General features: G+C 29.8%; 12 protein-coding genes and 2 pseudogenes. 3 read left to right on the top strand and 11 right to left on the bottom strand.

Annotated elements, in window-relative coordinates:
* Positions 1–33: 33 nt before the first annotated feature.
* From OT390_RS06730 to pseI, 8 genes and pseudogenes are all read right to left on the bottom strand, one after another.
* Positions 34–710: pseudogene (locus tag OT390_RS06730) on the bottom strand (methyltransferase domain-containing protein).
* Between the two features lie 17 nt (positions 711–727).
* The gene (locus tag OT390_RS06725; protein ID WP_002860804.1) at positions 728–1849 is read right to left on the bottom strand and encodes an N-acetyl sugar amidotransferase; all 1122 of its coding nucleotides are present in this window, start codon (positions 1847–1849) and stop codon (positions 728–730) included.
* 117 nt (positions 1850–1966) lie between these two features.
* Positions 1967–2644, bottom strand: coding sequence for a 3-hydroxyacyl-CoA dehydrogenase NAD-binding domain-containing protein (locus tag OT390_RS06720; RefSeq protein ID WP_079346744.1), 678 nt, complete (start codon positions 2642–2644; stop codon positions 1967–1969).
* Between the two features lie 52 nt (positions 2645–2696).
* Positions 2697–3292, bottom strand: a pseudogene (locus OT390_RS06715) (acetyltransferase).
* Between the two features lie 111 nt (positions 3293–3403).
* The gene (gene legC, locus OT390_RS06710; protein WP_002919387.1) at positions 3404–4558 is read right to left on the bottom strand and encodes an aminotransferase LegC; all 1155 of its coding nucleotides are present in this window, start codon (positions 4556–4558) and stop codon (positions 3404–3406) included.
* A complete protein-coding gene (gene legB, locus OT390_RS06705; RefSeq protein ID WP_032587106.1) occupies positions 4551–5522 on the bottom strand; it encodes a 4,6-dehydratase LegB in 972 nt (323 codons plus the stop codon). Before legB ends, legC begins: the two co-directional genes overlap by 8 nt.
* Positions 5519–7453, bottom strand: a complete 1935-nt coding sequence (locus tag OT390_RS06700; protein ID WP_406611469.1) for a motility associated factor glycosyltransferase family protein — start codon at positions 7451–7453, stop codon at positions 5519–5521. Before OT390_RS06700 ends, legB begins: the two co-directional genes overlap by 4 nt.
* The gene (pseI, locus tag OT390_RS06695; RefSeq protein ID WP_061099832.1) at positions 7450–8481 is read right to left on the bottom strand and encodes a pseudaminic acid synthase; all 1032 of its coding nucleotides are present in this window, start codon (positions 8479–8481) and stop codon (positions 7450–7452) included. Before pseI ends, OT390_RS06700 begins: the two co-directional genes overlap by 4 nt.
* A gap of 227 nt (positions 8482–8708) precedes the next feature.
* On the opposite strand from pseI, the gene pseA reads away from it, so the two are divergent.
* The 3 genes from pseA to OT390_RS06680 are packed head-to-tail and all read left to right on the top strand — an operon-like array spanning position 8709 to position 11194.
* Positions 8709–9845: a pseudaminic acid biosynthesis protein PseA gene (gene pseA, locus OT390_RS06690; protein ID WP_032586767.1), complete on the top strand. Its 1137-nt coding sequence runs from the start codon at positions 8709–8711 to the stop codon at positions 9843–9845.
* Positions 9842–10447, top strand: coding sequence for an imidazole glycerol phosphate synthase subunit HisH (gene hisH / locus OT390_RS06685; protein ID WP_072236704.1), 606 nt, complete (start codon positions 9842–9844; stop codon positions 10445–10447). The genes pseA and hisH overlap by 4 nt, the downstream gene beginning before the upstream one ends.
* Positions 10448–11194 carry a HisA/HisF-related TIM barrel protein gene (locus OT390_RS06680; RefSeq protein ID WP_002864312.1) on the top strand — a complete coding sequence of 249 codons (747 nt, stop codon included), beginning with the start codon at positions 10448–10450 and terminating at the stop codon, positions 11192–11194. It begins immediately after the preceding gene.
* On the opposite strand, the gene pseH is transcribed toward OT390_RS06680, so the two are convergent.
* The 3 genes from pseH to pseF are packed head-to-tail and all read right to left on the bottom strand — an operon-like array spanning position 11159 to position 13135.
* The gene (gene pseH / locus OT390_RS06675) at positions 11159–11632 is read right to left on the bottom strand and encodes a UDP-4-amino-4,6-dideoxy-N-acetyl-beta-L-altrosamine N-acetyltransferase (RefSeq protein ID WP_032587223.1); all 474 of its coding nucleotides are present in this window, start codon (positions 11630–11632) and stop codon (positions 11159–11161) included. The two genes, OT390_RS06680 and pseH, sit on opposite strands and share 36 nt — an antisense overlap.
* Positions 11629–12453 (bottom strand): UDP-2,4-diacetamido-2,4,6-trideoxy-beta-L-altropyranose hydrolase, encoded by an 825-nt coding sequence (gene pseG, locus OT390_RS06670; protein ID WP_032587224.1) that lies wholly within the window; start codon positions 12451–12453, stop codon positions 11629–11631. Before pseG ends, pseH begins: the two co-directional genes overlap by 4 nt.
* Positions 12437–13135 carry a pseudaminic acid cytidylyltransferase gene (pseF, locus tag OT390_RS06665; protein ID WP_002859859.1) on the bottom strand — a complete coding sequence of 233 codons (699 nt, stop codon included), beginning with the start codon at positions 13133–13135 and terminating at the stop codon, positions 12437–12439. The genes pseG and pseF overlap by 17 nt, the downstream gene beginning before the upstream one ends.
* Positions 13136–13212 lie beyond the last annotated feature (77 nt).

Genomic DNA, 13212 nt, shown 5'->3' with positions numbered 1-13212 from the left:
GCCTTTATTTTGCCTTAAAATAAAGGCAAAATTTTATTTTTTAATACCTATATAAACATAATGGTGTGCTGATCCTTCAAAATTATAAAAATTAATAGGATCATAATCTCCTAGAAATAAAGTTTCAAAAGGTTGAAAAAGATTTTCTAGATCTTCGACTTTATCGATGAAATGTATAAAACTCGTTTCGTTTAGTCTACCTTTGATTTCAACTTTACTCAAGCCATTTTTTTCTTCTTTTTGGCTGTGGGAGAAATAATAATTTTTCTTGCTCATCATTGTAGCAAAAAGTATTCCACCTGTGTTTAAAAGTTCGTAAAATTCTAAAATATTTTGTTTAAGTTCTTTTAGAGGTATGTAGTAAAGACTTTGATTTGCAAAGATAATATCCATATTTTCATCAAAAAGTCCTTTGATGCTAGAATTTGGTTCTATAATTTTACAATATCCCCCCCCCCTCTAATATTTTTCTCCCAAATTTCTTTTAAACTTGGAACTATATCTATTCCGAAGGTTTTAAACCCTTTGCTTTGAAAATACGCTGAATGTACACCATTGCCACAACCAAAATCAAGTAAATTTCCATTTATTTTATTTAGTTTGTATTTTAAAATTCTTTCATAAAAACGTACTACATGAGCATCTGGAAAAAGTAATCCGTATCCATTTTCATTATATTTCATTGTATAAGCTTCTAATGAGTTTTGCATTTTTTTCCTTTATATTTTTATTGTAATTTGTTTTTTAATTTAAATTCTCCAAAATCATTTTTATAAAATAAATCCATATTGTAATGTTTTTCTACTATTTTCCAAAATGTAGTTTTACTAATACCTATGAAATTACAAAAATCTTCAACGCATCTATTGTCAAGCTTATGATCTCTTTTTTGCACAAGTTCAATAGCTTCTTTTCTGCTTAAAAGTCCATAACGCACGAAACGAGCTGCGTAATCACTCGCACAAGCATGACCAAATTTAGGGTATTTCATCCAAGCATGTAGGATATAGCCTATACTATCAACCTGATCAAAATTTTCTGCACACATTGTTCTATACCATTCGCCTTCTAGATCAGTAAAACCACGACTTTTAGCAAAAATATAATTGCTATAAGAATTCCATTTTATAAAATAACTTAGATAAATAGGATTAAGTTTGTTGATATCATTTGCATTGGGATTAAAAAAGAGTTGTAGATTTTCTTCTTTGATTTCATCATCTATAAATTCATTTATATTTAAATCACTAGCTACGCCATTTAAAAATATTTCTTTGGCGCTAGGAGTTTCTTTGGCATCACTACCTCCATATTCATAACTAACATTTTCTCCATAAACCAATAAAGGTGTATTAAATTTTAAAGCCATAGCAAAAGGATAGCTGTAAATCAGTCTATCAATAAACCAAGTGGGTTTTCCATATTTTTCAAAGGTTTTTAGCATAACTTTTTTTTGAGTTTTGATATCAGGCTTTAAGCTAATAATATGACAACCAAAAGTTTCACTTAAATTTTTAAGATTTTTCTTACCTGCTTCAGTCATGGTGAAATTATCTTCAACGCTAAAAAGAATAGGATTCATTCCAAGTTTTTCTTTCATGATATGCACTTGAAAATGCGAATCTTTACCTCCACTTACGGCAATAGCGCAATCATATTCAAATTTTCCATTCATTCTGCGGTATTTATCGCATAAGGCTTCAAGCTCTTTAAATCTTGCTTTATAATCAATATTTTCTTTATTTTTATGATTGATGCAAGCTGAACAGATATTTTTACCTTCTTTATCTTTTGTAAAATTAATACCAGGTCTAGTATTTGGCATCACGCAGTGATCACAATAAATCATTCCCCATCCCTTCAATATTAATAAAAATATTAGATTGTATAAAATATTAAATTAATATTTGCTTATTTTATAAAATATCACTTATGTTTGTTTTATTTTTCTACCTAAAATTCCTTTTTATAAGGCCTTTTTAAAGATTTTTGGATGGTAAAAATTTTCATCATCTTCTTTTAAATTCTTACAAATTTTATCACAAAGTTCTATGCCTATAGTGTCGATAATATTTAACAAATTTCTTTTTTCATAAAGCAAATCATAAACTGTTTGACATTCTTTGAAATTATAATCGTATTTTTCTATAATTTTAAAAAATGATGAAATTTCATTGAACAAAAGTAAATTTGCTAAAGCTCCTCGATTGCCTTTACTGCAAATGATATGAAATCCTAATTTTTTAAGATCTTTCAATGGGGTAAATCGTTCTAAATTAGAATCACAAAGTTCTATTAATTTGATATAAATAGTATTGAAAAAATGTATAAAATCGCAGTTTAAATCATCCATACTCAAAGAACTTGAATTCGAAAAAACTATATTATTATTGTCTCTAAGAATTTGCATGATTTCTTTTTTTAAATTTAAATCTTCATTTAAGCTTTCTATAGTCAAGCTATTTTTAAGATCTTCTATATGTTGGTAAATGTTTATTTTTCCGGCGTTAAAATTAGAAAAATCTATTTTTCTTTGTAGAAGTTTTATTTGTTTTTCAAATTCGTATATATTGAGCTTGCTTTTATTATAAACACCTATTTCATGGCCTAACAAATAAAATAAAGCACTTATTTGCTTACCCATTAAACCAAAGTCTATGATATTAGTTTTTTTCCTTGTTTTTTCCTTGTTTTAATTATATTTTTATGAAAAATAAGTTGATTGGATGTGTAGTTTTGCTAATAATACTACCTGCGCTTACTATGCAGTTATCTTCTAAGTTTACGCAAGGCAACAGGCTAACTCTAGTAGCTAAAAAACAATTTTTTCCTATGCTTGAATTTCCATTAAGTGTAGCATAAGGGCTTAAAATACTTCCTTCTCCTACCTTACAACCATGAGCTATGCTTGAATAAATATTACAAAGCACAAAATCTCCTATATTTGAATTAGCATTAATGGTTACAAAAGGACACACTATAACCCCTTGTCCTATTTTAGCTTCTTTTGAAACAAAAGATTGAGGATGTATAAAAGTGATAAAATTACATGATTTTTTTGAAAGTTTTACAAGGATTTTTTTCTTAAATTGATTTGTCCTACACCTAAAGCAAAAGATGCTTTTTGAATCAACTTTTTATCGAAGTTATCTTCATTGCCTAGATATTTTAAGTCAAAAAAATTATTTTCTTGTATATCAATATAGCCTATAATTTCGTAATTTGCATCTTTTAAATAAGAATAAAGCTCTCTAGCAAAGCCACCCGCTCCTATGATGATGACATTTTTCACGCACTTCTCCTAAAAGAAGAAGTAAAAAAATCAAATCCCCCCCCCCCCGCTACTCTCATATTTTTTCTTATTAAAATTTTTTTAATGCTTTGAATTAAATTTTGCAACGCATCATTCCTTTTTATTTGCTATTCTAACGCTACTAGGTAAATTAACCAAACGTTTTTCTAAATTTTTAGTGTTTATAAGCTCATTGCTTTGACAGTTTTGAAAAGCTTTTAAACTCGGTAAGCTTTTCCATATAGGACGGACGAAAATATTATTTTTCAAGCATTCTTCTAAAAAGATATTTCTTAAATTTTCATCTTTAAAAAGCAAGGTATTGAGCCAAAAATTGCTTTTTTCATTGCTTTTTTCATCGATAAATTTACATTTATCGTGATTTTTAAAAAAATCCTTGTAAATTTTAGCAAGTTCTCTTTTGTTTTCTAAAAAAAGTTCTAAATTTTCAAGTCCTGCAAGCAAGATTGCTGCGTTTATATTGCAAAGACGGTAATTATAAGCTATCCTATCATGATCGTATTCGTAAGGATGGGGGATTTTAGCTGTGGTGCTAAGGTGTCTTGCAAGTTTGGCTAAATTTTCATCATCGCTTAATATCGCCCCACCGCATCCACCTGTGATGATTTTATTGCCATTAAAGCTTAAAATTCCACACTTTCCAAAAGTGCCTAAGGCCTTGTTTTCATAGGTGCTTCCTAAGGCTTCTGCGGCATCTTCAATTAAAAGGATGTGGTATTTTTCACAAAGTTCTTTGATGGCTTTTATATGAGCGCTTAAACCAAAGGTGTGCATAATAACACAAGCTTTGATGAGTTTGTGTGTGGTTTTGTTATAGCTAAGATTATCTTTTTGATAAGTTTGATTTTCTAAAAAATGCTCTAAAGCCTTAGGACTTAAACTTAGAGTGTTTTCATCTATATCTAAAAAAACGGGTTTTGCACCTGTATAAGCGATAGCATTGGCCGTAGCGACAAAGCTTATGCTTTGAGTGATGACTTCGCAGTTTTCATCGATACCATTAGCTAGTAAAGCGATATGAAGGGCTGCTGTGCCTGTATTTGTAGCGATGACAAAGCGTGTTTTGGTTTTTTCTTTTAAAGCTTCTTCAAAACGCGTTACAAATTCTCCCACGCTTGAAACAAAACCGCTATCAATGCACTCTAAAAGATATTTTTTCTCATTGCCTATAAAACAAGGCTCATGTAGGGCGATACTTTCTTTATTAAAAAGACTTTTTATAAAAGAAATTTCTTTTTTAAACATTATAAAGCTCACTTTTATAATTTTCTAAATTTTCTTTAAAATACTCTATGCTTTGTCTCAAGCCTTCTTCTAGACTTGTTTTGCTTTGCCAATTTGTAGCTTTTTTAAGCTTGTTTGCATCGCAACAAAGTCTAAAAACTTCGCTATTTTTAGGACGCAATCTTTGTTCATCTTGGATGATTTTTACTTTAGAATCTAAAATTTTTTGTATGAGATCAAGTACTTCTTGCATGGAGTATTCCACTCCTGAGCCTATATTATAAACTTCTCCAAAATGTTTTGAATTTAAAAGAGAGATAAAACCCTCGCAAGTATCTAGCACAAAATTTAAATCCCTTTTAGGGCTTAAATCTCCTAGTTTGATTTCCTTTGCTCCACTTAAAATTTGTGTGATGATGGTAGGTATGATAGCCCTTGCGCTTTGTCTTGGTCCATAGGTGTTAAAAGGGCGTGCAATATTGACATTTAAATTAAAAGAATTATAATAACTCAGCGCCATCATATCTGCAGCGATTTTGCTTGCAGAATAAGGACTTTGAGGTTGTAAAGGGTGTTTTTCATCGATAGGTACATAAAAGGCTGTGCCATAAACTTCGCTTGTTGAGGTGTGGATAAAATGTGAAATCTCGTTTTTTTTAGCTGCTTCGAGCATATTTAAAGTGCCATTGACATTGGTATCCACATAGCTTTGTGGGGCTGTGTAGGAGTAGGGGATAGCGATTAAAGCGCCAAGATGAAAGATCGCATCTATATTTTTGGTGATTTTTTCGCAAAAAAAACTATCTCTTAAATCTCCACTTATAACTTCCATGTCTTTTAAAAAAGGACTTTTTTCTAAATGTCCCCAAAAATTAAAAGAATTATACTGACTTAAAGCTCTAACTTTAAAACCTTTTTTGACCAAACTTTCACAAAGATGAGAACCTATAAAACCATCAGCACCTGTAACTAAAATATTTCTCACCTTCTCACCCTTTCCATCCATTTATCTAATTTTCTTTCTTTAAGTTTTTCTTCTAAAGGAAGTATATTTTTAATCAAAGCATTTTCTTGTGCTTTAATATGTCCATAAACTAATTCCATAAATTCTAAATGTTCTTTTATCCAAAGAATGCTTTTATTAAAAGCATCTTCTTTGGTTTTAGGATTTAAAACATAAATTCTAGCAAGATTAAGTTCAAATTGGATTAGTAAAGTGCTTAAAATTTCATATAAATCTTGCATTTGTTTTATATCTTCAAGTTTATTTTTAAATTCATCTATTTTTCTAATAGCCAAGTTTAAATCATTTTCTTTTTTGTTTAAATTTAAATATATACTTTGTATATTTTCAAAATCATTGCTGAGTATTTTACTAAAATCTCTACAATGTTTAATACTTTGATAAACTTTATAATAAGCCTTAAGTAAAAATTCATTTTGTTTATTTAAACTTAAAGGTTCTAATTTTTCAAAAGGTTTATTTAAATCTTTATCAAGTAAATTCTCACAAGCCCATAAAAAAGGTTTTTCTATAGTTCCTTCTATCCTTGCTCCACCTTCGGTACAGTTGTAGGTGGTTGAAATAATATTTCTTGAAATGGTATCTTGCAAAAAAAATCTAAACATAGTCCAAACTTCGGAACTTTCAGCTTTGCCATCTCCTCCATAAGCTAAACATTGAAATTTACCCTTATCTCTTTGAAAATGTCCTTCATGTTTATCAAGATTGCTATAATCTTTAGTGTGAGAAAATCCATCTTCAGCATAAGCTAAATCCTGTCCTATAAAAATGATGTTTTTATGACTTAGATGAGTTGCAAATTCATAAGCCATATGTGCAACACTAAATCCTACAGCAGCATAGCAAAAATTTTTAAGATTTATATAATATGGAAAGGCAAGAATTTTTTGAGTTATGATAAAAGTTTTATTTTTTAAATATTCAATTGTTTTTGGATGAACAACCCCTGCGCAAACAAACAAAATATCCTTATCAAATTCCCCAAAATCATTGTTAAAAAATTCAGAAGTTAAAGGAATTCTTTCTAAGGAAAGCACATAATCAGGCTTTATACCATGCTTAGCTAAAATAGGATAAGAAGAATCTGCACAAAAAATCGTAGCTTTATTAGCATATTTTTTTAATAAAGGCAATTGTTTAGTAAGAGATGGTCCTGTAGAAACAATGATAGCTGTATCACTTATACCCTTTCTTTTAGAAAGTAATTCTTTATAACTAGGATGAGTAATCATTTGAGGAAGATTATAAACAAATTGTTCTATGCCTTGAAGAGCATCAAGAGGATCATTACCATAAGAAACAATAGAATTTTTAAAATTTTCTGCTAATTTTTTATTCAATCCTAAAATATCTTCATGAAATCTTTCATAATAATGACTCATCAGTTCTAAAAAATAAATTCTAGAAAATTGAAAGAAAGGTTTGCTAGAGCAAAAATTAGAAAAAAATTCTATATCCAAAGAACTTGTTTGCAAAACCATCAATCTTGCACTTTGCAATTCATTTGAAAAATCTAAGATATGAAACATTATCCAAATGATTTCTATATCTTTTTCAAAAACAACAATATGTTGATGATTTTTATTTTGCAATAAAGCTTTAAATAAAATTCCATTTCCAAAACCATAAAAATACAATACAGGATAAAGTAGGTATTTGTCATTATAGGTGTTTAGCATAGTTTGCAATTCTTTAATGGGATCTTGATAAAGTAAATTTTCATTATACCCCCCCCCTGAATTATCTTTTAAATTGATATCTAGATTATCTTTACCTAAGATAAGTTCAAATTTACTAGACTTGATTTCTTTTAAACTTTCTTTTAAAAGAATATTGCTTAAAGCTTTAATGTTTTTATTAAAGAGTTCTTTTTGAGTAGGGGTGAAGGTCATTGGAAATCTCCTTGTTTTAAAGCATCACCAAATTCTATATCTTTAGTAGCTTTTTTTCCTAAAAGTTCTTGATAAAATTTAGGATGTAGTCCAAAAGAAGGACGCACGGATTTTACATTTTCTTCGCTGAACATTTCACCTTTTTTGATATCCTTACTTGCATATAAGCTTCTTGCAAAAACACGGTTTTTAAGCGCCTTTTCATCTAGATCTAACTTACCATCGCCTAAAGCACTTTCAGCTTGTCTTGCTGCATCTACCATAGCTTTAAATTCATCAAAATCAAGACTAAATTTACTGTCTTCACTTTCTATGCTTTTATCTAACATAAAATGCTTTTCTATCACTCTAGCTCCAAGTGCTACTGCCATAACAGGGGCTAAAAAACCAAAGCTATGATCACTTAGTCCCACTTCAACATTAAATTTTTCTTTTAAACTTGCTATGCCTTTTAAATTCATATCTTCTATGGCAGTAGGATAAGCCGAAGTGCATTTTAAAAAGATTAAATCAGGATTTTTTTCTTCTTTAAAAATTTCACAGATTTTAAAAAGTTCTTCTTCTGTAGCAATGCCCGTTGAAACGATAGTAGGTTTTTTTTCTTTGGCGATTAAACGCACGAAATTTTCATCATTAGCTTCAAAAGAAGCGATTTTATAGGCTATAGGATCAAAGCGTTTTAGAAATTCTAAATCTTCTTTGGCAAAAGGACTTGAAAAACAAAGTATGCCTTCATTTTGTGCGGTTTTAAAGATTTGAGAATGCCATTCATAAGGGGTTTTTGCACTTTGATAAAGCTCATAAAGTTTTCTTTTATCCCAAAGCCCACCCTTAATAATAAAATCTTCTTTGTTGCTATTTAGAGTCATGCTATCTGGAGTGTAAGTTTGAATTTTTATCGCATCAGCACCTGCTTCTTTGGCAGCTTTTATACTTTGAAGTGCCATCTCAAGACTTCCTGCGTGATTTGCACTAAGTTCTGCTATGATAAAAACCTTTTTATCGGTGTTAAAATTTCCTATTTGCATACTTTTCTTTCTTTGGTAAATTTCCTGACTAAAATGATATATAATTATATTATATAAATATTACAACTTTGTTATGATTTTGCTTGGTTTCATTCAAAAAATGCCATATGGATTTAAATTATAGAATTCATGCATTTTTTAATTTTTATATAATATAAATATATAAAATCATAAAATAAAATTTAATTATAACGATATATATATTTAAGACTAATTAAAGGAAATTTATGAAATTTTGTAAAAAATGTGTGATGCCAGATACTAAGCCTGATTTACATTTTGATGAAGAAGGTGTTTGTGATGCTTGTCGTTCTCAAGAAGCTAAAAATCAAAATATTAATTGGCAAGAAAGAGAAAAAGAATTTTTTGAGCTTATAAAAAAATACAAAAAACATCCTGTTTATGATTGTGTTATCGGAGTAAGTGGCGGAAAAGATTCTACTTTTCAAGTGGTTAAAATGCTTGAACTTGGACTTAATCCTTTGTGTGTGTGTTTTGAGCCTAGCGTACCTACGAAAATAGGGCACAAAAATTTAGACAATTTAAATCATCTTGGCGTGGATTTGATCCATATCAAGCGTGATCCAAAAGTTTATCAAAAACTTGCCCGTGAAGCTTTTATAAGAACAGGGGATAATGAGTGGCAAAACCATTTGGGAATTTTTACTTCTGTTCCACGCATAGCGGTAAATTTTGGAGTGCCTTTGATCATCTGGGGAGAAAGTCCGCAGATAGAGTATGGCGGTCCTGCGAGTAGTAAAAATAAAAATATTTTAGGCAGAGAGTGGCTTGAAGAATTTGGCGGGCTTTTAGGAAATCGTGCTTCTGATATGCTTGGGGTAAATGGTATCACTGAAAAAGATTTGTTTTTATATACTTATCCAAGTGATGAAGAACTTCAAAGAGTAGGGGTTACTGGGCTATTTTTAGGGTATTATTTTAAATGGGATTATAAAAAAATTCTTGAAATTTCTAAAAAATATGGTTTTTTAACTCTAGATCATCCTGTTGAGACTACTTATGAAAATTTTGAAAATTTAGATTGTTATTCTAATCATGTGCATGATTATTTAAAATACTGCAAATACGGCTTTGGTAGAGCAACGGATAATGCTTGTTTGGATATTCGTTTAGGTTATATCAGCCGTGAAGAAGGGGTGCGTTTGGTACAAAAATACGATGGCAAGCCCCCTAAAAAGGCTATTAAAAAATACCTTGAATTCAGTGGTTTTAGCGAGGAAGAATTTCAAAAAATAGTAGATTCTTTTACCAATAAAAAAATTTTTAAACGTGATGAAAATGGTAAATTTATAAGAGATTATGATGGTTCTTTGGTAAGAAAAGACGAGTGTGTTTTAAAATGATAGCACTCATTGATTATAAGGCGGGAAATTTAAACTCCGTTGCTAAGGCTTTTGAAAAAATAGGAGCTACAAATTTCATAGCTAAAAATCCAAAAGATTTGCAAAAAGCAGATAAATTGCTTTTACCTGGAGTGGGATCTTTTAAAGAAGCGATGAAAAATTTAAAAGAACTTGGTTTTATAGAAGCTTTAAAAGAGCAAGTTTTGGTGCAAAAAAAACCTATTTTAGGCATTTGTTTGGGAATGCAGCTTTTTTTAGAAAGGGGCTATGAAGGTGGAGTTTGCGAAGGACTTGGTTTTATAGAAGGTGAAGTAGTCAAATTTGAAGAGGATTTAAATTTAAAAATCCCACACATGGGTTGGAATGAGCTTGAAATTTTAAAACAAGTTCCTTTGTATCAAGGCATAGATAATAAGAGTGATTTTTATTTTGTGCATTCTTTTTATGTGAAATGTAAAGATGAGTTTGTAAGTGCTAAAGCACAATACGGACATAAATTTGTTGCATCTTTACAAAAAGATCATATTTTTGCTACACAATTTCACCCCGAAAAAAGTCAAAATTTAGGCTTAAAACTTTTAGAAAATTTTGCAAGGCTTTAAATGTTAAAAACTAGAATTATCCCTTGTGTTTTGTTAAAAAACGGACAACTTGTTAAAAGTATAGAATTTAAAGATTTTCGCACTATAGGGCATTTAACTTCAACAATGAGAATTTATAATGCACGCAATGTTGATGAGCTTATTATCTTAGATATAGATGCTTCAAAAAGTGGAGAAATAGATTTTGAAAGTATAGAAGATCTTGCTAAAGAATGTTTTATGCCTTTAACTATAGGTGGCGGGATAAAAACCCTTGAAGATATACAAAAGATTTTAAATTTAGGTGCGGATAAAATTTCTATCAATTCTAAGGCCTTAGAAGATATGGATTTTATAAGTAAAGCGGCTAATCGTTTTGGTTCTCAATGTATAGTTTGTTCTATAGATGTTAAAAGAAAAGGAGGGCAATTTTGTGTTTATGACAGGGGAAATTTACTTGAAAAAAGTCCTTTAGAACTTGCTTTAGAATATGAAAAAAAAGGAGCTGGAGAGCTTCTTTTAACCTCTGTGGATTTTGAAGGAAAAGCAAAGGGTTATGATTTAGAACTTTTAAAGATCTTTCAAAATAAACTTAAAATTCCTCTTATTATCAATGGAGGACTTAGCAATCCAAGTGATGGAGTTAAGGCTTTAAATTTGGGTGCTGATGCTTTAGCGGGTGCTTATATTTTTCATTTTTCTAAGTATACCCCTAAAGATGTAAAAGAAGAATTAGCTAGGCAAGGCTTTGCAGTCAGATTGCTTTAGGCAAATATGGTAAAAATCTTTATCTTCATCATAAATAGTAAAATGATTTTGTTGATATAATTTTAAAGCTTTGCGATTGTCTTTGAAAACATAAGCTTTAAGAGTATGTACTTTTAAGTTTTCAAAAGCGTATTTTATAATTTCATTCATTAAAATTTGTCCTACGCCTTTTAAATTAGGTTTTGCGTAAAGTCCAAATTCACAAGATTTAGTTGTGATATTGACAAAATCAATTACGCCGATAATCTGTTCATCTTGAAAAACTAAAAAATATTTTTTGCTAGAATCTTGATGTAATTTTTTTAAAAATCTTAAATGTTCTTCAAAATCAATATATTTTGTTTTCATAAATTGATTGATATCGGGGTGATTGCGCCATTTAAAAATCAGCTCTATTTCTTGAGAATTAAGTTCTGTGAAATTTTTAAGTTTTATCAATACCTATACTCCACTTCATACCCTTTTTTAGCAAGCCAAGTTGCTGTAGATTCTTGATTTTTAACATAACAAATAGCTTTGAAATTTGCCTTTAAAAGCAAGGCTTCATTGACTAAAGAACTTGCACTAATGATGAGTTTATTGCTTTCATTCATCAATTTTGCAATATTTTCATGATCGATAAATAATCTAATATTGTTATGTAATTTTGCAAATTTTTGCAATTTTTTAAGATTGGGATTAGAAGAGCTGGTTGCAATGCTGATGATTTTTGTTTTAGGTAATTCGCTAGCAATTTGTAAAGAAAGGTTTTTTATATCAGTTCCACCCATGCAAATGAAAAAATCATATTTTTTTTCTCTATTTTCTTTGGCCTCTTGATAAAATTCTTCCCTGATTAAAGCATAAGAAAAACCACATCTTACTTCGCATTTAAAAGGCACTAAACCTTCATAATCACTTGCTTTTGCATAGGCATTGACATTGAGTAAAATATCACAATGATGAGGCTTTATTTCATCATCAAAGCTTAGAATTTTCACCCCTGTTTCAAGCTTGATCAGTTTTTCATCATCTACGCTGATGCCATAGTGATCAATGATAAGAAGTTCAAATTTTTCTTCTTTGATGAGATTGATAAGCTCGTAGATACTTTCGCTACTAAGCTCATAAACAGGATAAGGAATTTCATCGATCAAGGAGCCTTCTAAAGGCAAGCAAGCAAAACTTACATCGCTATATTGTTTAGCTAAGACTAAATCGCGTTTAATGTGTCCAAAGCCTATTTGACTGGAGCTATCGCTTCTAAAAAGCACTTTCATGATTTACCTTATAAAGTATTTTTGCAAATTTCAAATCTTGTATGGTGTCTATATCGCAAACTAAATTTTTTGGCAATACAAACACGCTAGAATGAGGTTTAAATATAAAATCTTCCTCAAGCCAAGCTTTGCTTGTACCAAAATAAAAAGCTCCTGCATCATGATAAGCTTTTGTTAGATCTTGTGAACGACTTTTATAATGTTTTTCATCAAACATATAAACTTGATTGTTTTCATTTAGATAAAATGCCCTTTGTATAGGATACTCAAACTCAGTAGCAGCAAATAAAAACTTGCTTTGATTTTGTATAAATTTTTCATAGGCTTGTTTTAAAATGTCTTTATTTAACAAAGGAGCAGTAGCATAAAGACAACAGACATGATCATAAATTTGATTTTGGCTTTGTAAAATTTCTATGGCATTTTGCACTGCAGCAGTGCTTGAAGCATAATCATCGCTTAAATTTTTATCACGCACAAATGGAGCTTTTGCACCGTATTTTAAGGCTACTTCTATGATTTCTTCATCGTCGCTTGAAAGTACTACTTCATCAAAAATACCTGAATTTAAAGCATTTTCTATGCTATAAGCGATTAAAGGTTTACCTAGAAAATCAATGATATTTTTTCTAGGAATTCTTTTTGATCCACCACGAGCAGGGATGATACAAAGATTTTTCATAGTTAAGCCTTGTTTTTTGTGTTTTATTTTACTAAAATTTAAGTATAATTGTCTTTAAAATACAATAAAATAATGCA

Origin of the sequence: Campylobacter sp. CFSAN122748 (genome assembly GCF_045277125.1) — a bacterium.
Lineage (GTDB): Bacteria > Campylobacterota > Campylobacteria > Campylobacterales > Campylobacteraceae > Campylobacter_D > Campylobacter_D jejuni.
The sequence above is the reverse complement of the archived record's forward strand: the minus strand, read 5'-3'. Positions and strand labels throughout refer to the sequence as shown.